The sequence below is a fragment of the Deltaproteobacteria bacterium genome (genome assembly GCA_020845895.1).
Taxonomy (GTDB): Bacteria; Lernaellota; Lernaellaia; order JACKCT01; family JACKCT01; genus JADLEX01.
Window position 1 is genome coordinate 1 of sequence record JADLEX010000127.1, and the last position, 21,070, is coordinate 21,070.

Here is a 21,070-nt window from a genome sequence, read left to right on the forward strand (position 1 = left end):
AAGGTCTGCTTGATGAGCAGCCCGCATCCGCACAGGACGCCGAGCGCGATCGAAAATTTCCGCGAAGAAAAACGGTCGGTCGCAAGCGCCATGGCGAGCGTCGCCGCGACGAGCGCCGCGAGGGGCCAATCGACGAGATAGACTCGCGAAAAACCGAGCGCCGCGGGCGAGAGCGTCGCCAGCGTCGCCGCGAGCAGACCGGTCGCCTCGTCGCGAAGCCGCTGCCCGATGGCGAACACAGCCATCATCAAGATCGCGGAGTACAGCGAGATCGACATGGCCGCCGCGTCAAACGTATCGGGATAAAGCACCGAGAACGGCAGAGCCGTGAAATGCGTCAGCGGCGGGTAGAACAGGTCGCGCGTTGCGTCGAGGAATCCGCTCCACATACCGGGCTCGCCGAGCACGGCCCGCGCCAGCATCGCCGCCGCGCGCGACATAAAGAGCACGTCGTGCGTGGGCGGCACGCGGTCCGCGAGGATCACGTGCGACGAAACAAGGGTATTGGCGAGGATGAGCAGACAAAGCGCCGCGAACATCGGCCGAGAAGTTTTCGCGCCGAAGGAGGTGTCCTTCGTCTCGCTGTCCAGGCCGTCGCCCATCGGGTGAACCGCCGATCCTTGTCCCCTGAATCGGGCCAGACTATAACCGGCGATCGACACGCTCAAGTGCGGACCCACGCCGCCGACGGAGAACCGCATGGAGTCCGAGCCCCGCCGTTTCATCCTCGCCAGCGGATCGCCGCGCCGCCGGGCGATGTTCGCCGAGATGGGCGTCGCATTCGAGGTCGTCGTTTCGAATGTCCCGGAAGACGAGATGCACGGCGAAACGCCCGACGCGCATGTGCGGCGTCTCGCGTACGCCAAGGCGGACGAGGTCGCGCGCGGCCGCGACGACGCCCTCGTGCTCGGCGTGGACACGATCGTGGTGATCGATGGCGAGATTCTCGGCAAGCCCGCGAATGAGGGCGACGCCGAGCGGATGCTCGGACGCCTCGCCGGGCGCGATCACACGGTCTTCACGGGCTACGCGCTCGTATGGACCGCGGGTGTCGCGCGAGAGAGCCGCGTGGTGCAAAGCCGCGTCTTCATGCGCGCGCTCACGCCCGAGCGCATCCAGTGGTACGTCGCCACCGGCGAACCGATGGACAAGGCGGGCGCCTACGCGATCCAGGGTATCGGCGCGTCGCTGGTGACGCGCGTGGAGGGCAGCTATACGTGCGTCGTGGGGCTGCCGCTCGCCGAAGCCGTGCTCGACATCGAGCGGCTCGTCGGCCCCGAGTGGCTGTTCGGACGCCGCCCATGACCACCAACGCCGTCGCGCGAAACCTGGCATCGGTGCGCGAGCGCGCCGACGCCGCCGCGCGAAAAGTCGGGCGCGATCCCGCCGCGATCACCCTCGTCGCCGTCTCGAAGACGCATCCCGTCGATGTCGTCACGGCCGCGCACGCCGCGGGGCATCTCGACTTCGGCGAAAACTACGCGCAGGAACTGGCGGACAAGGCGAGCGCCGCGCCGCCGGATGTGCGCTGGCACTACATCGGTCGATTGCAGACGAACAAGGTGAAGTTCGTCGCGCCGGTGGCGTACCTGGTGCACACGGTCGATTCGGAGCGCCTCGCGCAGGAACTCGATCGTCGGGCCGCGCTGCTCGAACGACGCATCGCCGTTCTTCTGCAGGTCAATCTGGCAGGCGAGGAACAAAAAGGCGGAGTAAACCCGGATGAATTGCCCGCGCTGCTCGACGCCGTATCGGCCTGCGCGCATCTCGACGTGCGCGGCCTGATGACCATGCCGCCGTTCTGGCCGGCCGAGCGCGTGCGCCCGTTTTTCGCCGCGCTGCGCGAGTTGCGCGACCGGTTGGCCTCGCCGTCGCGGCCGCTCGCGGAGCTGTCGATGGGGATGAGCGGCGACTTCGAAGCCGCCATCGAGGAAGGCGCGACGATCGTGCGCGTCGGCACCGCCATCTTTGGTACGCGCGAGCCGTGACCGCGTCATGACGAGTGCATCGATCCCGGTCACGTCGCGATTTGCCGCGCATGCCGCGCTGGTTGCGCTCGTGGCGATCGCCGCGTATGCGCCCGTCTTCGTCAACGAATTCACCTACGACGCGCGCCTCGTCGTCGGCGACAACCCCGCAGTCGCCGACCCGGCGAACCTCGCCGCGCTGTTCTCGGGCGAATACTTCACACGCTTCGGCGAAAACACGTATCGCCCCGTCGTCAGCCTCACCTACATGATCGACGCCGCGCTGCTCGGTCGCTCGATCGGGGCGTTCGGCGCGTCGAGCCTCGCGTGGCACGTGCTTGCGGTGGTCGGGTTCCTCGTCGTCGCGCGCCGACGTGTCGGGGCGTGGCCCGCCCTCGCCGCGGCGCTCGTCTATGCCGCGCACCCCGCGCCGAGCGAGGCGGTGTTCTGCGTCGGGCATCGCGAAGCGATCCTCGGCGGTGCGGCCGTGTGGTGGGCGATCGCGGCGCACGACCGCGCGTCCAAATCGCCCGCTCATCGCACGGCTTCGCTCGCCATCTACGCGGTCGGCATGTTCGCGATCGAGTCGGTGATCCTCGTCCCGGCTTATCTCGCGGTCGAAACGTGGATCGCGCGCGAGGACGGGCGCTGCGCGGCGCTGCGCCGCGTGTGGCCGTTCGCCGTCCTCGCCGTCGCCTTCGTGCTCGGTCGCGAGTTCGTCTTCGCGGGCACGCGCGGCGAGACGCCGTTCTACGGCGGTTCGTGGCTGTCGGCCCTCGCCGCGGCCTTCGCGTTTTTCGCGCGCTACGTCGCGCTCGCGTTCTGGCCGAATCCGCTCGCGCCCGACTATGCCGCGTCGCCGATCGCGCAACTCGCCCCGTCGACCATCGCGGGCATGGTCATCGCCGTCGCGATGACTTGGCTCGTCGCCACCCGGCGCGGCGCGGTCGCCACGCGGCTCGGCATCGCGTGGTTCGCGGCGTCGCTGCTGCTCGTCTCGCACGTCCTCGTACCTTTCTGGATTCCCATGGCCGAGCGATATCTCTACGTCGGCATCGGCGCGTTTGCGCTGGCGCTGGTTGCCCCGCTCGTTTCGGCATCGCTCGACATCGGGCTGTCCAGGTCGCGGATGACCCTCGTGTTCGCGTGCGCGCTCGCCTTGCTGATCGCCGCCACGCATCTGCGCGGGCGCGACTGGCGCGACGATCTGTCGTTGTGGAGTCGCGCGGTGGCGACGCAGCCGCGTTCCCCCGTGGCGTGGAGCAATCTCGCCGACGCACTTTCCGCGCGTGGAGACCAGCGGGGCCGCAAGGAGGCGCTCGCACGGCTTGTCGAGATCGATCCGCAAAACTTCGGCGCGATGGACACGCTCGTCACGATGGCGCTGCGCGAGCGGAGAACGGTCGATGCGCGAGCGTGGATCGCGCGAATGACGAATTCGGGCGCCCCGTCGCTCATGATCGAGCGCGCCCGCGCGCAGACGGCTATCGCCGAAAGCCGGTTCGAAGAGGCCGGGGTGGCGGCGGCGGCATGTCTCGATGCAAACCCGCGCGAGGGGCTGTGCCTGCAGGCCGCGGCATTCATCGCGTTTTCGCGAGGCGACGACGATCTCGCGGCGCGGCGTTTTGACGAGTGCGCGCGCGAGGCGTCGGCCGACATGTCGATCCGCGAGGCGTGCGAGCGCGGTCTGGCCGCGGCGAACGCTCGACGCGCATCGCGCGAAAACCCCGATGGATCGGGCGTTTTCCCATCGCCGGGAACGCCGTGAAACTCGCAACGGCTATTGACACCCGCCCGTGATTGCAAAATGATTCTTCGACGCTGACTTTTTCTTTTGGCAACGCGCAACGGAACGTACACATGGATCTGGCCGAGCGGATTGCGTCGGAGCAGTCGCTTTCGACGGCGGTGGTGCGGCGCATCATCGAGTTGTTGGTTGCACAGGCGACCATTCCTTTCATCGCGCACTATCGCCGTGAGGATACGGGAGGCTTGAGTGCCGGGCGCATCGCCCGCATCGCCGATCGCCACCGCGCGTGGAAGGAGTTGGTCTCGCGCCGGGATGCCGTGGCGCAAAGCATCGAGGAGCAGGGCAAGCTGACCGACGAGTTGCGCGCGGCCATCGAGGCCGTCGACAACCGGCAGGATCTCGAAGATCTCTTTCAGCCCTATCGCCCCAAGCCCGCGACCCGCGCGCAAAAAGCGACCGAGTCGGGACTCGCCCCGCTGGCCGAACTCATTTGGGCTCAGGCTTCCGACGACCGCCCGCTCGCCGATATCGCCGCGCCGTTCGTCGATCCGGCCAAGGACGTGGCGGACGAGGACGCCGCGTGGAGCGGAGCGCGCGCGATCTGCGCCGAGCGCATCGCCTGCCTGCCCGAACTGCGCGGCGGGCTGAGGCGGCTCGCGTACGCGACCGGGCACGTCGCGTCTCGCCCGGCCGAGGGCGTGGACGACCGCGCGGCGGCCAAGTACCGCGAATACTTCAACTGGAACGAGCTCGCGCAGGGCGCGGCGGTCAAGGATGTCATGATCCTGCGTCGCGGCGAAAAAGAAGGACTGCTCTCGATCCACATCGTGGTCGAGCGCGAGGCGGCTCTCGCCGAATGCCGCAAGACCGTCATCCGCAACGTCGATTCGCCGTTCCTCGATCAGCTCGAGGCCGCGATCGAGGACGCCTACGACCGCCTGCTCGCGCCCTCGATCGAGGGCGATGTGCGCATGAAGCTGCGAGAAACGTCGGACGCCGAGGCGATCGACCTGATCGCCGCGAACCTGCGCGATCTCCTGCTCGAACCGCCTTTCGGACCGAAGGTCGTCATGGCCGTCGCGACGCACGCCGACCGCGGATTCACCGCCGCGGTCGTGGACGGCGCGGGCAAGCTGATCGAGGTCGCGGCGCTCGACCAGGCCGGTGCCACGCTCATGCCCGAGGCCGAGGTGACGCTCGCGCGTATGATCGATGCGCACAAGCCGGAGGGCATTGCCATCGCCAAGGCGCCGGGCGCGCAGGCGGTGCGCGCGTCGGTCGAAACCCTCGTCGCCAATATGGGCCTTGCCGGCGTGACCATCGTGGCCGTTCCCGAAGCCGAGGCGGCGGTGTATTCCACCAGCCCCGTAGGCCGCGACGACATGCCCGATCTCGAGCAGCATCACCGCCGCGCCGTCAGCCTCGCGCGCCGATTGCAGGACCCGCTATTCGAGCTCGTCAAGATCGATCCGCGCTCGATCGGCTCGTCGCCGTATCACCACGACGTCGATCGCACCGCGCTGCTGGACCGCCTGCTGCGCGTGACGACGTTGTGCGTGTGCTCGGTCGGCGTCGATCTCAACACGGCGCACTACCGGCCCATCTCGTTTGTCGCGGGCGTCGGCCCGGTGCTGGCGAAGAATATCGTCGCGTTCCGAGAACAAAACACCGGATTCCGGACGCGCTCGGCGCTGCATCAGGTCAAGAAGATGACGCCGACCTCGTTCGACCAGTGCGCGCCGTATCTGCGCGTGGCGGGCGAGAATCCGCTCGACATGACGGCGATCCACCCCGAGCGCTATCCCATCGTCGAGAAGATGGCCGAGGATCTCGGCGTGGATCTCGCCGCACTGCCGGCCGATCCGGCCGTGCGCGCGCGCATCGACATCTCGAAGTACCTCGACGAAAACGTCGGCGAGCCCACGCTCACGCACATCCGCGAGCAGCTCGAACGCCCGTGGCCCGACCCGCGCGGCCCGTTCCGGCCGCCGGTGACGAACGAGGGGATTCGTTCGCTGGAAGACCTGCAGGTCGGCAAGAAGCTGACCGGCGTGATCGCGAACGTCACCGACTACGGCGCGTTCGTCGATATCGGTCTGCTTCAGGACGGCCTCGTGCACATGTCCCAGCTCACGCACCGGCGCATCGATCACCCGCAGGATGTCGTGTGCATCGGGCAGGTGGTGGACGTTGTGGTGACCGAGGTGGACGCGAAGCGTCGACGCATCAGTTTGTCGATTCGCGCCGCCGAACCGAAGCCCGAGCGGCCGGTCAGACGTCCGCCGCCCGCGCCGGCCGCGGCCGAGGGAGCGCCGCGTGCGCCTCGCCCACCGCGTCCGAACGGTCCCGAAGTCGCCGAGGGCGAAGTGCGTCTCGACGGACCGCCGAGGGGCGAAGTGCGTCCGCGGCGGTCGGACGAACGCGCGCCGCGACGCGATGAGGGCCCTCGCCCCGAACGGCGAGACCGACGCGATGATCGCGGATGGAAGGACGGGCGAGATCAGGCCCTGGCCCGAAGCGGAGACGGACGCGGCGGGCGTGATCGCGGCGGGCGCGACGGCGGCGATAAAGCTCCGCCCCGACGCGAGCCCGAGGGCTGGCGTCCCTTCGCGAATCTCGTGATCGTCGACGGCAAGATCGTGATGAAAGAGGAAGACGCGAAGAAGAAGTGATTTTCGGTCTTTGGTCGTCGCTCTTTGGTCGTGCGTCATGGGATCTCGCAACTGCCCCAACTGCGGCGCGCCTCTCGAATCGGGCGTTCGCTGCGGTCACTGCGGCGCCGATTGGTCCGCGCCTGTCGGAGCAAAGGCCGACGGTCCCCGCTACCATTGGGCGGCCTTCGTCTCGCTCGGACTTTCGTTCCCGACGTTTCTGGTCATTCAAGCTCCCTACGTCGGTTTCATCTTCAGCGGGTTCAGCCTGTTCATGGGATACGACGCGTTGCGCGCGATCAGGCGAAACCCGAAAAAGTACCGCGGTCGCGCCGTAGCTTTCGCGGGGATGGCGATCTCGGCATATACGACCGTGACGATGCTGGAAGTCGTGCGCATGTATCGTGGATTTGGACTCTAAGTTCCCGGGGTGGTGCGACCGTTGTCGGATTTTCCGGATCGAAAGTGTCCGAACTGTGGCGCGACGCTGATCGGCGGCACCCATCGCTGCCATTACTGCGGGGCGGATTTCAAACCGGCGGGGTGGATCGACAAACCGCCGCCGCCCCACGTGCTCTCGTTCGTCGCCCTCGCCCTGGCGATCGTGGCCGTGTTCTTCGCGGGGAATATCTCCATCCAGCTGCCGATCGGAGGCGCGTGCATCGCGATCGGCCTGCTGATGCTGACGCTCGTCAAACGCAGGCCGGATCGATTCGGCGGGAGAAATCTGGCGCTGGCCGCGATGGTGATCGCCGTCGCGGCGATGATGCTGGGGATCGTCATTCGGATCAGCGTCCAGCGACTGGCCGAAGCGCCCGCCCCGACCATGACGGGCGCGCAAAGTTCCGTTTACAGCTCCGGTCGAAACGCCATGCTCGCGCAGAAAATGTTCTACGAAGATCAGGCGATCATGAATCCCTCCGGACGCCCATCCTACGCCGGAGACCTGAAATCCCTCCTGCAATACGACAAGTCCCTGACGGTCGATTCGTCCGTCACGTTCATTTTCGGTTCATGCAACCAATCGGGGTATACGTTTACCGTCAAACACGCCGAATCTCCCGCGCAGTTTGTCATGAAGGAATGATCCCGCGGTGAGCGACTGAATACGCCTTGCGACCTCGGATGGACAAGCGGCGCGGCGATCTCTATACGGTTGCGCATGGCGAAAAAGAAAACAGGCCAACGGGCTGCGGCGCAACCCACTGATCAGCATGTGGCACAGCCGCCCGCGGTCGTGCCCGGCCCGGACAGCCCGGTGATCGTGTCGCGGTCGCCGATTCCCCGCGAACGCGCCGTCTTTGTCGTCTTTCTACTGATCCTCGCCGCGTTGTCCGCGTATTGGGGCTGGCGCATCCAGTCGCGCACCGCATCGCTGTGGCAGGGCGACGACCGCTACCTGATCGAGGACGCGGGCATCAGCGTCGTCTTCGCCGAGAACATCGCGCGGGGCGAAGGGGTCGTGTATTTCCCCGACGGCGAGCGCGTGGAAGGCTATTCGAATCCGCTGTGGACCGGCCTGCTCGTGGTCGCGGCGAAGCTCGGCATCGATCCATGGAGCGTGCCTCGCCCGATGGGCATCGTGTGCACCGCCATCGCACTGTTTTTCGGCGGGCTCCTCGTCTGGTACGCGACGTCGGGCTGGGCGCGCCTCGCCGCGTTCGCGGTTCCGCCGCTGGTCGGCGAGGCGGGCACCACCGTCATCTGGGCGATCAGCGGCCTCGAAAACGGCATGTACGCCGCAACGCTGCTCGGGGCGCTGGCGCTCTTCGCCCGCGAACGCGGGAATCAGCGCGCGTGGCCGATTTCGGGCTTCGTATTTTTTCTTCTCGCGATCACGCGCCCCGAGGGCATGGTCTTCGGCGCGATGGCGGGGTTCTTCGTCGTCGTCACCGAGGTGCTGCCGCGCCTTCGTGTGACGCGCCGTCAGGTCGTCTTCGCGATGCTCTTTCTCGCGCCGCTCGCGATCTACCAGCTCTGGCGCTGGCGCTATTTTGCGTGGCCGTTTCCCAACACATTCTACGGCAAGGTCGCCGACGATGCCGTCGCAAGCCTGTGGTCCACGCGGTCGCGCGGCTGGGGCTATCTGCTCGGATACCTGCGCGAGTACGGCTACGTCGCCGCCGTCTTCGCCGCGCCGCTCGCCGCCGTCTCCCGCCGGCACTGGCGCGCCGCGGCGATCGTCGTGCCCGCACTCGCCTTCACGCTGTTCTTTCCGATCTACGCGCGCGGCGACTGGATGCGCGAATGGCGATTCTGCTCGATCGTCACCGCGCTGCTCGTTCCGGCGTGCGTGATCGGTGTGGCGAACGCGGCGGATTGGGCCGCGTGGATCGCGTCGAAGCTCGCGCGCGGGCGATTCCCCGCGGACGGCGCGCTCACCACGGCATTCGTCGGTCTCGCGGCCGTCGGCGGCGCTGTCGCCCTGTTCGCGGGGCAGTTCGAGCCGAGCCGAAAACATGTCGAAGGCTGGGTCGAAAAGCCGCAGGTCAACACCTTCAAACTCGCGCGGCGCGGCAAATATTTTCGCGAGATTGCCGACCGTCTCGACCTGCGCCCAGGCTCCGTCGCCGACACCGACATGGGCGGCATCGGCGCAAAGAGCGGCATGGTGATCCGCGACGTCGGGCGGCTGTGCGACGTGCCCTTCGGCGTCAATCAGTGGGACGAAAAATTCGTCGACGACTACATCTTCGCCCAGACGCGCCCCGACATCATCCACGCGCGCGACGCATGGGGACGCAGCTCGCACCTCACCACGAATCCGAAGCTCGATCGCGACTACATTCGCCTGCCTGAAGAACGCATCCTCGGCACCGAGCGCCTGAACGGCAACTTCATCCGCAAGGACCTGTTCGTCATGGACCGCGCCGAGCGCGACACGGCGCGATCGGTCGAGTTCTCGGCGGGAATCCGACTGGAGAACGTGGAGCTTCGCCCGGCCGTTTCGACGCCGAAGCAGAGTCTGCGCGTGCGTGCGACGTGGAGCCTCGCGGGAGCGGCGATGCCGGACATGGAAGCGGCGTATGAACTGGTCGGCGCGGACGGCGCGGTGCTCGCGTCCGAGAAGCAGAAGCCCGCGATGAACTGGTATCCCACGCAGAAGTGGCGCCCCGGCGAGTTTCCGGTCGATCTCGTGAAGATCAAAATCCCGGGCGACGCGCCCGAGGGCGAATATCGACTGCGCATCACGCTGCCGACTCCGGACGGCGCGACGCAGGCCGTCGACACGGGATACTCGCACCGCGTTTCCAAACGCGAAGCGGACGCCGAAAAGGAACGACTGCGCGCGGCGATTCGCGAAGCCATCGAATCGAACCCGGCCGCCGCGACGGCCCTCTTCGACGAGCTGTGGTATCTTCGGCGATCGGAAAACGAACGCGTTGTCGACCGGCGGCTGGAGCAGGACGCCGCGCGGGCGCTCACGCAGACCGCACGCCGCGCGCGCGACGCCGGGGACGAGGCGGTCGCGACCGAGCTCGCCGTCGCCGCGCGAATACTCGACCACCTCGATCCCGATGTGCGTGCGATCTGCCGGGAACTCGCGCTCATGGCCTATGCGCGGGGCCGGTCGCTCCAGAAGCAGGGCGGCGAATCGAACCTCGACGCCGCCTACCGCGAATTCACCGAGGCCCTGCGCCGGTACCCGCAGCTATCGTGGGCGCGCCGCCAAGCCGAGGAAACACGCCCGGCGGGTATAAGGCGAAGAGGGCTGAATTAACGCCGCCGCGTTCACGGTGCCCCGCCCGTGAACCGGATGTCGCGCAGATTGACGACCGTGCGTGAGCGGTCGCCGAAATCCTTCGCCTCCCATTTGTGGGCGACGGTCGCGCCGTCCACCTCGGCGAAGTTGCCGAGTCGCACCTCGCGCATCGCGCGGCCCTTTTTGTCGAAGCGCTCCGTCCTGATCGCGATGCCGCTCGCGAGCACATCGAAGCGCCACGAGCCGAGCCGTTTCGGCGCGTCTGGCGCGCGGGCCGCCTCGATCGTCGTCACGGGTCGGCCCTCCACGCGGGCGCTCGTGAGCACGGAGACGACGGGCCAGTCCTCGTAGCCGCCGTCGAGGTCGCGAAACGAGAAGACCGTGTTCGCGAAGAGGTCGTCGGCATCGAGCGATTCGAGCGAGGCCGTCTTGCCCGGCTTCGTCCGCGTGTAGTCGCGTGCAACGGTTGCGGTTGTGCCGATGCCCGACCGCTTCGCGGTGTAGACGTCACCCTCGTTCTTCCCGGTCGTCACGCGAAACGTGCGCGTCTCGCCGGAGGGCGTGCGCTCGATCGCGATCGACCACGCGGCGGTTTCGACCTTTCCGCCTTCGCGATAGGTGGTCACGTCGGCTTCGGCGGACCAGGAGCGCGTCGTATCGGAACAAAACGGCGCAATGCGGACGGGGTCTTCCGAACGTGACGTCGCGACGAATCCCAATGCCAACGCCAGTGCGGCGAGCGCAGCAAGTGCGGATTGTGAGTGTTTGGATCGCATGGTCCCTCGGTGTCGGCGGTTGATCGACCGCATGGCTCCCATACTCCGGCTCCCCGGTCAATCGTATCGCGCAACGCTTCGTTTCACGGACAGGATCCCGGCGGCGGATCGACATTGAATATGATGACTGTCAGTCAACTTCGTCCGCTGTTCCATTGACACGGTGGCGTCGATTCCGTTATCGATGAAAGCGCATTTTTCGCCGGTTTCGTGTGCGCGGGTCGAAAACCGGCGAGAAATTTGAATTTTTTCGCGATTCGGGATGCGACGGGGTGCGACATGCCAAAGGTCCTCTTCATCAATGCGCCGCTGCGCATGGAGCGGGTGGATGTTCCCAGTCCGCTCAGCTTCAGTCGCGGAGGACTGCGCGCGGCCATCACCGCGGCATATCTGCGCCGCCATGACATCGGCGTGGACATTCTCGACGCGGCGGTGCTGAATCTTTCGGTGGAGCGCGCGGCGCAACGCGCGGCCGACACCGCCGCCGACCTGATGGTCATCAGCACCAACCCATACTCGGTCGCGGTGTCAGCGGCACTCGCCTCGAAAGTCAAACAGTACCGTCCCGGCGTGCGCGTCGTCTTCGAGGGACCCTTCGTGACCGCGCTCCCCGAGACGACGCTCGAAATGTACCGCTCGGTCGATTACGGCCTGGTCGGCGAGCCCGAGGAACCGCTCGTCGGACTCTGCGGCTGCCTCGATCGGCCCGAGCAGGCGATCGCCGTGCCCGGTCTCGTGCTGCGCGACCACGGCCAGATTGTGGTGACGGAAGAACCTTCGCCGGCGGCCGATCTCGACGAACTCCCCTTGCCCGCGTGGGATCTGCTTCCTGACCCCGGCTCGCACTATCGGCCCGCGCCGCCGCTCGGCAACTCCGAGCGTTCGATGTGCCTCATCACCTCCCGCGGCATGCCGGGCCGGCGCCTACGACCCGGTGCGCAGGTGAACCCCTATCGCGCACACACGTCGCTGCGCATCTTCGAAATGATGCAGCAGGTGAGCGCGACGTTTCGCGTGGAGGACATCGCCTTTGTGGACGCGGCGTTTCTGCTCGACGAAAAGAAGGTCGTGGAGCTGTGCCAGCACATCTCGCGCGCGGGGCTGCGCGTCACGTGGTCGTGCCTGACGTCCGCCGATCATTACATCAGCGAGTTCGGGCTGCGCCGCATGGCCGAGGCGGGATGCCGTCAGATCCTGCTCCAAATCGACTCGGGCAGCGAGGCGATCCTGCGTCGCCAGCACAAGGCCAGCGGCCCCGCCGAGATCGTCGCCGCCATCGAGCGCATCCGCGCGGCGGGGATCGAGGCGCACGGGCAATTCACGATCGGCGTGCCCGGCGAGAACGAGGCGACGCTCGCGGAAACGGAAGCCTTCATCCTCCGTTCGTCGCTCGACCACATCGCCGTGCAATTCTTCCGCCCCGCGGCCGGGGCCGCGCGTACGCTCGAGGCTCTGGGAGTGCTATGCGACGCCGAAGAACCGGCGGGCGATCTCGTGCATTTCCTGCCTCGCGGACTCTCGCGCGAGTCGCTGTTGCGCACGCGTGCCGAGATCATTCGAAAGTTCTACAAGCGCGACCGCGCGCCGAGGGGAAACCCCTACAGGAACATCGACAGCGGTTCGCGCGGCAATCTGCTCGACGCCGCGCGCAAGATGCTGGGAGTTGAGAAGTAGCGGCGCTCGGCTACGACGTGCTGTTTTCGTCGCTCGCCAGGACGGCGCGCACAATCGCGTAGAGCACCGCGACCTGCGCGAGTGCCGAGATCACGGCGAGCCGCTTCAGGTCGGCGTGCCACATCGCCGACCACCCGTCGATGCGCGCGAAAAACCCGGGGAGCGGCGGCACGCCCGCGAGCGTGAGCCACGCGGCGAATCGCCACGCGTGACGCTCGGAGTTTTCCAGCCACATCGCCAGCGCGAACGCACCGGCCGTCACGCCCGCCGAAAGTTGCACCGCGGCCATGGAGTGCCCGGGCTCGCGCAGCGCGGCGCACGCGATGGCGACGGTCTGCGCTATTTGGCTCGCGCCCGCCCACTCCACCACGCGGCGCGACCGGGTGAACCCCAGCGCGAGGAGCGACGTCACGATCACGCCAACCCAGGCGGCGGCGTACACCGCCGAGATCGCGCGCGCTCGTTCGGCGATCGCAAGGCCCGCGACGACATGCGTGCCGGCCCACACGGCGACCGTCAGCGCGAGCGCCACGATAGTTCCGAGTGCGCGTCTCATGGCATTCACCGCACTCATGGCGATTTCGTCGGCGGAGTGGGTTTTTCCGCCGAGGCATCGGTGTGGAACGGGTCCTCTATGCCGCGCACGGGCCGCCCGCGTTCGAGCGCCACGACGCGCCGATGGCGCACCTCCTCGCAATAGCGGTCGATCGCCGGGTTGATGCGGTCGAGCACGAATCCCGGAACGACGCCGAGGACGAGGACCGCGAGGAGAAGGATCGTGATCGGCGCCGTTTCTCGCCAGCTCATCGTGCGCTTCGCGAGGCGTACGTAGGCGACGGGCGGCGCGGCGTCTGGCGCGGCGCGACGCTGCAATGCGATCAGCGCGACCGTGATCGGCGCGAGGCCCAGCGCGCCGACGAAGGTCAGGCCGGGCAGTTCGTCGAACGCGCCGGCGAGCGTGAGCACCTGCGCCACGAATCCGGCCGTTCCCGGCATGCCGGCGAGGGCGAGGATCCCGATCGCCGCCATCGTCGTCAGTTGCGGCATCTCGGTCGCCACCGTCGCCAGCGACCAGTGCCCGCGCGCCGAGAGCGCGGCCAGCACGAGGAACAGCGCACCCATGACGAGCCCCTGGCTGAGCATCAGCACCATCGCGCCCGCGACCGCGGGTCGCGAGAGGCTGACGAGACCCACGACCATCAGCGAGCCGAGCGCCGTGCAGATGTGCGCGAACATGCGGACCGGGTCTTCGTCGGTGTAAGCGAGGAACCCCAGATACACGAGGCCGATCGCCGCGAACCAGCCGGCGGGCGGCCCGAGCGCGGCGGATGCGTCGGGGAAGAGAGGAAATGCGAATCGCCAGATGCCGTATGCGGCGAGATACGACACGAACGGATAGAGCAGCGTCGCCACGGTCGGCGGGCTCGCGGCCGCAAGCTCGGTGGACCACCGATGGGCGGGCACGAGGCCGATGCGCCCCCCGAAACCCGCCACCATCGCCAACGCAAGGGCTTGACGATCCGACCCGGACACCTCGATCGCCGCCGACACCAGCCGGGGCAGATCAAACCCCGCCCCTCCCCCGATCCAATGCAGATGAAACGCGACGAACCACAACGGCAGCGCGAAAAGCACATGCCACACGCACGCCCGGCGCACCGCGCCGGCCGCCTCGACGCGGCTCGACGCCGACGCGATCAGCAGCAGCGCGAGCGCGGTGTCGGAGGCCGCCAGGAACACGAACAGGTCGGTCGAGAGAACCGCGGCGAGCGCGGCGCCCAGCGCGCCGAGCGCCAGCGGTTCGAATCGCTCGCGCCGTTCACGGGGAAAGAGCATCACGACGAATCCGAGCCCGGTGAACAAGGACGCAAGCAGCAACGCAACGCCGTCGGCCGCGGGCGCCCAGCGCACCGACCATGCGGCCACGAGCGAGCGCGCCGGGGCGTCGATCCACTGCGTGGCCGGGTCGTCGATCTGCGGATGATGTCCCGCGAAGAGCGTCAACGCGACCGCGAGCGAAGCGGCGCACGCGGTCGCGGCGACGGACGCACGCCCCGTGGCGAAGCGCGCGGGAATCAGGGCGCACACGACGGCGCTCACGAGCGGGATCACGACGATGGCGTCGAGCGCGGTCATGTGCTCACCCGACCTGCCGCCAGACGGCGAGCGCGACCAGCAGCGCGACCAGGGCGATGGCGACCGCGCCGGTGGGACGCGAGCCGATCCGTGACACCGCGCCGGCCGCAGCGAGCGCCGCCTTCGCCGGGCTCTCCGTCAGATGACGCAGCAATGTGTCGTCGAGAAACTCGCGAAAGAACGACCCGACGTGGCGATACGCGCGCGCTTCCATCAGGTCCGCTTCGCGCCCGGCGCGCGCATATCCCGCCAGATGCGTCATCGAGACGATCGCCGCGAGGCCGCAAACGAGGGCGAGCACCGACGGCGGGACGGACTTCACGAGCGCGTCGAGCCGCCAGCCCACGTAGACCATTGCACCGAGCGGCGCGACCGCGTTCGGCATGCCCGGTCCGCTGCGGATCGCGACGCCCAGCAGAAGGAGCGCCGCGCCCGCGCGCATCGAGATCGCCGGACCGGCGGACGCGAGCGTCTCCGCCGCGATGCCCTTATAGGACAGCGTCCCGAGCGCGGCGTAGATGAGCAGGGTGCCGATGATCGCCATGGCGTCGCCCGCGCCATGAATGAGCAGGACGTGCAGGTGGCGTTCGTGATCGGTGTCGGGACGCACCCGCCACCAGTGGGCGATCGCGGACAGCGGTCCCATGGCGACAAGCGCCGCGACGACCGGAATCAGATTGTCGGACAGCACGAAGAGCAGGTTGGCGGTGAGCATCGCGGCGAGTGCGCCGCGCAGGCGCTCATCCCATCCGCGCCGCCATGCAACCCACTGTTGCGCGGACCCGACGAACGCAAGTCCGAGGCAGATGACGCCCGCAGCCGTGTCCATGCGCAGGCTGAAATCGGCGTGGAGCGATCCGGCCGAGAACCAGTCGCCGTAGTAGACGTAAAGCTGGGCTGCTCCGAGCGGAACGAAAAACCGCCGGTACACGATGCCCGCCATGATGACGACGCATAGCGATGTCGCGATCGGCGCGGCCGCGCCGAGCAGCCGCCCTGGCCGGGAGCCGCGTCCGGGCGAGAGCGACGTGAGCACTCCGCCCAGCAGCGGAAGGCCGAATAAAGCGACGAGCAGCCAGTCCATGGAGCCCACCCGGAGGGCTTGCGAAGCGCCGAGCCCCGAAGACACGAACACCCGCCCCGATATCGGGCGGGTGTCCTTTCGAGGAGCCGATCAGCCCCTGATTCACGTCGCTCGCAGCCAGTCGGCGAACCCGACCGGAACCGCGGCGGCGATCATTTCACGGTGACGAGCAGCGTCGCGACGCCGCGATCGAAGTGCGTCGCCTTGATGCGGACGACGTGACCCGTGTCGGTGGTGAACAATCCCAGATCCACCGGACGCAGCTTGGCGGCCGCGTGCACGAAGCGCTTGATGTCGCCCTGGTTGAAGTAAACGTTGCCGAAGTCGGTGGGAAGGGTATAGGTTTCGAGCACCTTGCCCATCAGCATTTCAACTTTTTGTGCCGACGCCGCGTGCGCCGTCGCGCCGATCGCCGCCGTCACCATCATCACCACGACCAAGGCCAGGGCAAACCGTTTCATGGTGCCTCCCGTCTCGCCGACACGCGGTCGGGTTTTTTAGGAAGAATCCGAGCGTTTTTATCACCTTAACGCGAGAACGGTCAAGCTGAATCGAGGGTTTACGCCGGGCCCGTCACTTCGTCTCGGTGGGAGCCGGTCCGGAAGGACTCGCTGAAGGCGCGGGCGCCGCCGCCGACGGAGCAGGAGGCGAACTCGGCACGGGCGGCGATCCCGGCGCCGCGGGCGCGACCGGGACCGGGGGCGCGACGGAAGCCGCACCCTCGGGCGAAGCTCCCGCGGGAACGACGGACGTAACCGCCTTCGGCGCGCGCGGCGCGGGGCCCGCGAGGAGAATCTTGGTCCCTTCGTTCACGCCCTCGACGGCCTTCCCGCCGTCCTTGACGAGAAATTCATACTTCTCGGACTCGCCGTTGATCGCCACCACGTAATGCACCAGCGTGCATCCCGCGCAGTCCGACGGGCCGGGGTACGCGCGCCATCCCTTTTCGTCCACGCGCGCGCCCTTGCCGCGCATCCCGGCCAAACCCTTCGCGATTCGCTCGCTCAACTTGAGGCCATCGCCGACGGTCCAGTTCTGGACCGTGTCGATGGGACCTTTCGCCTGTTCGGTGGGAAGCGATCCGTCGTCCACGGGTTTCTGACACGCGCCGAGCACGGCGACGAGAACGACGGCCACAAAGAGAAGTCGAAGCGTCTTCAAGAATGCCCCCAATATCGCCCTATGAGGGCGAAACGCGATGTCCCATGTCGAATCGCGCCACCATATCGAAAGGTCCGGGGCGGGTCAAACCGGTGTCGGGCAATTCCGACCGCGGACTGACGCGAACCGAGAGTTTCGGCGGGCCGTTCGACTCAGTCTCGCGTGTTCGGGTTCCGGAGGTGTTCCAAGGCAGCGGCAATTCCAGAACGAATTTCGTCGCGCAGGTCCGGGGCAAGTTTTCGGACGGGATCGGGATGGTTCCACGGCGAGCGGTTCGGAACGGGATCATCAGAGGGGTTTCGGGGAATGAGATGGAAATGGACGTGCGGCTCGGCGTTGCCGAGAATCGCGTAGTTGACTCTCGGGACTTTCATCGCGATCGCAATCGCGCGCGCCGCGTGTCGGGCATCGAGAACGAATTCGAACGCAAGCTTTTCCGGGATCAGGGCGAAGTCCTCCGCGTGGTCGTTGAGCGCGAGAATGCAGCGGCCCGGAAAGCGCGCGTCGTTATAGAGTCCGAGCGTGGACACATCCAGTGCAGCAATCGGCAGCCAGAGCGAAAAGCCGCACTGCGCGCACGCATTCGAGTGCGCGGCGGACTCAGCGTTCCGAGAGAGCGAGCTGGACATCGATGCGAATCCCCAAGGCTTCGGCAACTCGAAACGCCGTTTCGAGCGACCAGCGCTGGTGAGCGAAAAGCATCTCGGCACCCGAAGGAACCATTTGGAGCCGATCCGCGATGTCGCGCGGCGTCTTGTTCGCGCGCTTCAACTCTCGGTCCACCTCCTCTCGAATCTGATCAAGGATTTCCACTTCTCTGGGCGTTGACTCGTGAATGACAGGCGCCATGGATTGCCACCTCCTTGAAATCGCATCGGCACGCGCGTCAGAAACTCAAATACTTCCGGCTTTTTTCCTTCAGCAATCCGGACTCGAAAAATAACCGTTCGAGACTCGGCTGCAGTCGCTCCTGTGCCATTTTCCGAAAACGGTCGAACTCCGGAACGATTCCGCTATCCGCAGGGGATTCCACCTTCCGCACTCGTATTCGGAATTCGTCTTGCCCGAGGGCTCCCACGAACTCTTCGGCAACTTCCAGCACGGTTCTGAGATCCTCGTCAAACGGCTTCTCCAAACGGGAGTGGAGCTGGGCCAGGCGCGCAAGCGGCGGCTTCCGAAATTGGTCGTGAAGCCACACGCGCGCCGGGTCTTCCGTGAGAAGCAAAGACGCCATGGTCCCGGCGAACGTCAGTTTTCTCGTGATGATCAGTTTTAGATAGCGCAAGCCCCAGTCGGGTTTGAGCATGTCCCACCGCTTCGCCTGATAGTCCACCGCCAGCGTGCGCCAGTAGCGAATCGTGTCGTTGATCAAGAATCTCGGTGGACCGTTTTTATGTGGATTATCATGTAAATAACGTCCGATAATGGATTGTATAAGTTGATCCCACAAGTCAGGTCGGTAGATCGACCGGCTCTCTTCGTAGAGTAAGACCCTGCGCGTCTGCGTCAGGTTCGTGTCCTGCTCCAATCCTATTCGCTCGAACAAGTCCGCCGCCGCGACGACCTTTCCGAAAATGCCTGTCGCGCCAGGTGCTTTCAAAGCGGTTTCTTTAGAATAATTGTTTACGAAATTATCCATGCTTTTCAGCAGCTTGTGACTGAAATCCAAGTGTCCCATGGGGGGAAGGGCGTAGGCGATGACGAGATAGTCGACATCGCTACCCACGGTGACTTCGCCCCGAGCCACGGAGCCAAGTACGACCACGTCATAGGGGCTTTCGTCGCCGGCCGGCGGGCAAGCCTTCGTCAACTCGGACTCTGCGTCGCGGACGATTTGGTCTGCGCGTACGGCTGCCGATTCCAAATGGTCGACGGATATGTCGAGAGCCTCCGCAGCCTCGCGGATGTCCGAATGCAGTGCGCTTGGCATGGTCAAACCCGTTTACCACGCGGACCTCGCCCATGTCCACGTTTTCGATCCCTCAATTCCAAGTGTTGGCGGCTACGCCGGAGGCTAGTATAACATGGCAGCGGTTCGATCGGAGACAGCCATGACCGACGCCCCACGCGGGACCGACGCGCCGCGCATCATCGACGTGTGGATGCAGCACCCCAACCTGGCGTTCGCCAATCACCCGATCTTCGAATCGCTGCGCCGCTGGATGGGCGTCACCTCGTTTGTCGACACGGTCCCCATCGAGGTCACGCTCGGCGCGATGGACGCCGCCGGAATCCAAAAGGGCCTCATCTGCGCGTGGTGGGGACCGGGCGGGCCGCTCATCACGAACGACGAGGTCGCCGCGCTCGTCGCCGCGAACCCGGATCGCTTCGCGGCTGTCGCCTCGGTGGATCTGTATCGCCCGATGGAAGCGGTGCGCGAGCTGCGCCGCTTGGTCAAGCAGCGCGGTTTCATCGCCGTTCGGCAACTCCCGTGGTTCTGGAACCTGCCGCCGACGGACCGCCACTTCTATCCGATTTACACGGAGTGCGTGGAGCTGGGGATTCCGATCTGCGTGCAGGTGGGGCACACGGGGCCGCTGCACCCCTCCGAACCGGGTCGGCCGATCCCGTACATCGACGAGGTCGCTCTCGATTTTCCCGAACTCACCATCGTCTGCGGCCACATCGGTTACCCGTGGACGCAGGAGATGATCGCGGTGGCCACCAAGCACCCAAATGTGTACATCGACACTTCGGCTTACACGGTCCGCCGCTATCCGCGCGAACTCGTCGAATACATGCGCACCAACGGCAAGCGCAAGGTCCTGTTCGGGTCCAACTATCCGATGATCGCGCCGACGGTCTGCCTGGAACACCTCGACGATCTCGGTCTCGACGATGAGCGCCGCGAGCTGTTTTTGTGGGGCAACGCCGAGCGGGTCTTCCGGATCGGGGCGTGAGATCGGCGCCAGAAGTCGGAGACTTCGGGAAAAAGCGCAGGATTTTCAAAGACTTGACAATTTACTCAGGTTATTGAGTAATTTACCTCAGGACATTGAGCAGATTGTCGAAGAGGCTTCGACACCGACCCGGCCCTACTCGTCCTCGTCGAGATCGCCGGGGGCGCGGTCCTGCACGTAAGGTTCGCCGCGCTCCAGCGCGCGCTGCGCCCGGGCGAGTTCGACCCCCATGTAGGCCGCGTGGTCCATTCGCGACACGTGGTTTCGCGCGAGCGATTCCAGGTAGATCCACTGCGCGTCGATCCCCTCGATCACGTCGCCCAGCAATCCTTCGGCGCTGTAATGCTCGAGCACGATGCACCCGCGCGCGCGGTCCGGGTAAATGACGAGGAAGCCTGCCGGGTCCTTCACGAGCTTGCCCGGGCGGCCCGCCACGATGGCCGCAGGCCGTGAATAGCCCGCCACGCCCTCGAAGGGGCCCGGGTTGCGAGCGGCCAGTTCTCCGGCGAGCGACGCGATCGCATCCGCGTCCGCGAGCCCCACGCGGTCGATCATCTCGACCTGATTTCGGAACAGTTCGATCTGTTCACGGGTGACGTTGCGCAGCACCGCGCGCTTGCCCGGCGCGCCCACGATCGCGCCGTCGCCGTTCACGCCGTTTTTCGCGAGGGCGAGCAGGCTGCGTCCGGGAAAGTGGCCCACCGCGCGTTTCGCATCCTCGCCGCACACGATCAGAAAACGCAGGTGCGGTTGCGCGAGCGTATTCGCGATCACCCGTTCGATGCCGAGGTTCTCCGTGTACATCGTCCCCGCCATTGCGATGTGGGGCGACGCCGCGCGCTCGATCTCGGCGGGGAGGTCGGGGCTGCCGAGCGTGCACACCGCGACGGGCGCGCCCGTGTTGAGCAACCGGTAGTCGCCGGGCAGCGGCGGCTCGCCGGCGTGCGCGGGCTTGATCGGCGAGGGCGGGCCATCCGGCCCGAACAGAGCCAGCGCCTGCACGGGCCAGCACTCGGCGCAGCCCAAACAGTCGTACCGCCGCGGCTCCATCGCGAGCACGGCCTCGTCGAGCAGATCGGCGAGATGGGCGCGCACTCCATCGATCGCCGCGAGACCGGCGATCGATTCGGCGAGGCAACCGCACACGCGGCACTTCGGCGCGTCGATCGCGAGGCGCAACTTTTCGCGCGCCGAGGCGACGTCGCGCGCCGCAGAGATGGCATCCGAGTTCGACATGCGAGTCACTTCTAGGCGCAAGGCGGCGCGGC

At 66.7% G+C, this 21,070-nt stretch carries 20 protein-coding genes; 9 read left to right on the forward strand and 11 right to left on the reverse strand.

The genetic code is table 11. The features are described 5' to 3' along the window. A partial coding sequence (locus tag IT350_17490) for a phospholipid carrier-dependent glycosyltransferase (GenBank protein ID MCC6159850.1) occupies window positions 1–602 on the reverse strand: 602 nt, incomplete at its 3' end. 97 nt (window positions 603–699) lie between these two features. On the opposite strand from IT350_17490, the gene maf reads away from it, so the two are divergent. The 7 genes from maf to IT350_17525 all read left to right on the forward strand — a co-directional run bounded on the left by maf (window position 700) and on the right by IT350_17525 (window position 10,089). Then, entirely contained in the window at window positions 700–1,305 is a 606-nt protein-coding gene (gene maf, locus IT350_17495) for a septum formation inhibitor Maf (protein ID MCC6159851.1), read from the forward strand. Further along, a complete protein-coding gene (locus tag IT350_17500; GenBank protein MCC6159852.1) occupies window positions 1,302–1,988 on the forward strand; it encodes a YggS family pyridoxal phosphate-dependent enzyme in 687 nt (228 codons plus the stop codon). The genes maf and IT350_17500 overlap by 4 nt, the downstream gene beginning before the upstream one ends. A 7-nt stretch (window positions 1,989–1,995) precedes the next feature. Further along, window positions 1,996–3,735: a hypothetical protein gene (locus IT350_17505; protein ID MCC6159853.1), complete on the forward strand. Its 1,740-nt coding sequence runs from the start codon at window positions 1,996–1,998 to the stop codon at window positions 3,733–3,735. Window positions 3,736–3,827: 92 nt separating this feature from the next. Further along, the gene (locus tag IT350_17510) at window positions 3,828–6,389 is read left to right on the forward strand and encodes a helix-hairpin-helix domain-containing protein (protein MCC6159854.1); all 2,562 of its coding nucleotides are present in this window, start codon (window positions 3,828–3,830) and stop codon (window positions 6,387–6,389) included. A 37-nt stretch (window positions 6,390–6,426) separates the two neighbouring features. Further along, complete coding sequence (locus IT350_17515) at window positions 6,427–6,789, forward strand: zinc ribbon domain-containing protein (GenBank protein MCC6159855.1); 363 nt, start codon at window positions 6,427–6,429, stop codon at window positions 6,787–6,789. Between the two features lie 21 nt (window positions 6,790–6,810). After that, entirely contained in the window at window positions 6,811–7,455 is a 645-nt protein-coding gene (locus tag IT350_17520; GenBank protein MCC6159856.1) for a zinc ribbon domain-containing protein, read from the forward strand. A 129-nt stretch (window positions 7,456–7,584) separates the two neighbouring features. Then, window positions 7,585–10,089 carry a hypothetical protein gene (locus IT350_17525; protein MCC6159857.1) on the forward strand — a complete coding sequence of 835 codons (2,505 nt, stop codon included), beginning with the start codon at window positions 7,585–7,587 and terminating at the stop codon, window positions 10,087–10,089. 11 nt (window positions 10,090–10,100) lie between these two features. Here the strand turns inward: IT350_17525 and IT350_17530 are convergent, their stop codons facing one another. Further along, complete coding sequence (locus tag IT350_17530; GenBank protein MCC6159858.1) at window positions 10,101–10,847, reverse strand: outer membrane lipoprotein-sorting protein; 747 nt, start codon at window positions 10,845–10,847, stop codon at window positions 10,101–10,103. A gap of 279 nt (window positions 10,848–11,126) precedes the next feature. On the opposite strand from IT350_17530, the gene IT350_17535 reads away from it, so the two are divergent. Continuing rightward, complete coding sequence (locus tag IT350_17535; GenBank protein ID MCC6159859.1) at window positions 11,127–12,521, forward strand: cobalamin-dependent protein; 1,395 nt, start codon at window positions 11,127–11,129, stop codon at window positions 12,519–12,521. Window positions 12,522–12,531: 10 nt separating this feature from the next. Here the strand turns inward: IT350_17535 and IT350_17540 are convergent, their stop codons facing one another. The 8 genes from IT350_17540 to IT350_17575 form a co-directional block, all read right to left on the reverse strand. Then, entirely contained in the window at window positions 12,532–13,077 is a 546-nt protein-coding gene (locus IT350_17540; GenBank protein ID MCC6159860.1) for a hypothetical protein, read from the reverse strand. A gap of 14 nt (window positions 13,078–13,091) precedes the next feature. Next, window positions 13,092–14,657: a hypothetical protein gene (locus IT350_17545; GenBank protein MCC6159861.1), complete on the reverse strand. Its 1,566-nt coding sequence runs from the start codon at window positions 14,655–14,657 to the stop codon at window positions 13,092–13,094. A gap of 4 nt (window positions 14,658–14,661) precedes the next feature. Then, the gene (locus tag IT350_17550) at window positions 14,662–15,741 is read right to left on the reverse strand and encodes a hypothetical protein (GenBank protein ID MCC6159862.1); all 1,080 of its coding nucleotides are present in this window, start codon (window positions 15,739–15,741) and stop codon (window positions 14,662–14,664) included. Window positions 15,742–15,893: 152 nt separating this feature from the next. Beyond that, window positions 15,894–16,202: a hypothetical protein gene (locus tag IT350_17555; GenBank protein MCC6159863.1), complete on the reverse strand. Its 309-nt coding sequence runs from the start codon at window positions 16,200–16,202 to the stop codon at window positions 15,894–15,896. Between the two features lie 112 nt (window positions 16,203–16,314). Continuing rightward, window positions 16,315–16,902, reverse strand: coding sequence for a hypothetical protein (locus tag IT350_17560; protein ID MCC6159864.1), 588 nt, complete (start codon window positions 16,900–16,902; stop codon window positions 16,315–16,317). Window positions 16,903–17,054: 152 nt separating this feature from the next. After that, the gene (locus IT350_17565) at window positions 17,055–17,531 is read right to left on the reverse strand and encodes a diadenosine tetraphosphatase (protein MCC6159865.1); all 477 of its coding nucleotides are present in this window, start codon (window positions 17,529–17,531) and stop codon (window positions 17,055–17,057) included. Beyond that, the gene (locus tag IT350_17570; protein MCC6159866.1) at window positions 17,503–17,751 is read right to left on the reverse strand and encodes a hypothetical protein; all 249 of its coding nucleotides are present in this window, start codon (window positions 17,749–17,751) and stop codon (window positions 17,503–17,505) included. The genes IT350_17565 and IT350_17570 overlap by 29 nt, the downstream gene beginning before the upstream one ends. A 37-nt stretch (window positions 17,752–17,788) precedes the next feature. Continuing rightward, entirely contained in the window at window positions 17,789–18,832 is a 1,044-nt protein-coding gene (locus IT350_17575; GenBank protein ID MCC6159867.1) for a nucleotidyltransferase domain-containing protein, read from the reverse strand. 121 nt (window positions 18,833–18,953) lie between these two features. Between IT350_17575 and IT350_17580 the strand changes: the two genes are divergently transcribed. Then, window positions 18,954–19,802: an amidohydrolase gene (locus IT350_17580; protein ID MCC6159868.1), complete on the forward strand. Its 849-nt coding sequence runs from the start codon at window positions 18,954–18,956 to the stop codon at window positions 19,800–19,802. A gap of 135 nt (window positions 19,803–19,937) precedes the next feature. Here the strand turns inward: IT350_17580 and IT350_17585 are convergent, their stop codons facing one another. Further along, entirely contained in the window at window positions 19,938–21,038 is a 1,101-nt protein-coding gene (locus IT350_17585) for a DUF4346 domain-containing protein (protein ID MCC6159869.1), read from the reverse strand. Window positions 21,039–21,070 lie beyond the last annotated feature (32 nt).

Bases quoted from the DNA above. Each gene is read 5' to 3' on its own strand.
- maf (MCC6159851.1), top strand. From the start codon at position 700: ATGGAGTCCGAGCCCCGCCGTTTCATCCTCGCCAGCGGATCGCCGCGC.
- IT350_17500 (MCC6159852.1), top strand. From the start codon at position 1,302: ATGACCACCAACGCCGTCGCGCGAAACCTGGCATCGGTGCGCGAGCGC.
- IT350_17505 (MCC6159853.1), top strand. From the start codon at position 1,996: ATGACGAGTGCATCGATCCCGGTCACGTCGCGATTTGCCGCGCATGCC.
- IT350_17510 (MCC6159854.1), top strand. From the start codon at position 3,828: ATGGATCTGGCCGAGCGGATTGCGTCGGAGCAGTCGCTTTCGACGGCG.
- IT350_17515 (MCC6159855.1), top strand. From the start codon at position 6,427: ATGGGATCTCGCAACTGCCCCAACTGCGGCGCGCCTCTCGAATCGGGC.
- IT350_17530 (MCC6159858.1), bottom strand. From the start codon at position 10,847: ATGCGATCCAAACACTCACAATCCGCACTTGCTGCGCTCGCCGCACTG.
- IT350_17535 (MCC6159859.1), top strand. From the start codon at position 11,127: ATGCCAAAGGTCCTCTTCATCAATGCGCCGCTGCGCATGGAGCGGGTG.
- IT350_17540 (MCC6159860.1), bottom strand. From the start codon at position 13,077: ATGAGACGCGCACTCGGAACTATCGTGGCGCTCGCGCTGACGGTCGCC.
- IT350_17545 (MCC6159861.1), bottom strand. From the start codon at position 14,657: ATGACCGCGCTCGACGCCATCGTCGTGATCCCGCTCGTGAGCGCCGTC.
- IT350_17550 (MCC6159862.1), bottom strand. From the start codon at position 15,741: ATGGACTGGCTGCTCGTCGCTTTATTCGGCCTTCCGCTGCTGGGCGGA.
- IT350_17555 (MCC6159863.1), bottom strand. From the start codon at position 16,202: ATGAAACGGTTTGCCCTGGCCTTGGTCGTGGTGATGATGGTGACGGCG.
- IT350_17565 (MCC6159865.1), bottom strand. From the start codon at position 17,531: ATGTCCAGCTCGCTCTCTCGGAACGCTGAGTCCGCCGCGCACTCGAAT.
- IT350_17570 (MCC6159866.1), bottom strand. From the start codon at position 17,751: ATGGCGCCTGTCATTCACGAGTCAACGCCCAGAGAAGTGGAAATCCTT.
- IT350_17575 (MCC6159867.1), bottom strand. From the start codon at position 18,832: ATGCCAAGCGCACTGCATTCGGACATCCGCGAGGCTGCGGAGGCTCTC.
- IT350_17580 (MCC6159868.1), top strand. From the start codon at position 18,954: ATGACCGACGCCCCACGCGGGACCGACGCGCCGCGCATCATCGACGTG.
- IT350_17585 (MCC6159869.1), bottom strand. From the start codon at position 21,038: ATGTCGAACTCGGATGCCATCTCTGCGGCGCGCGACGTCGCCTCGGCG.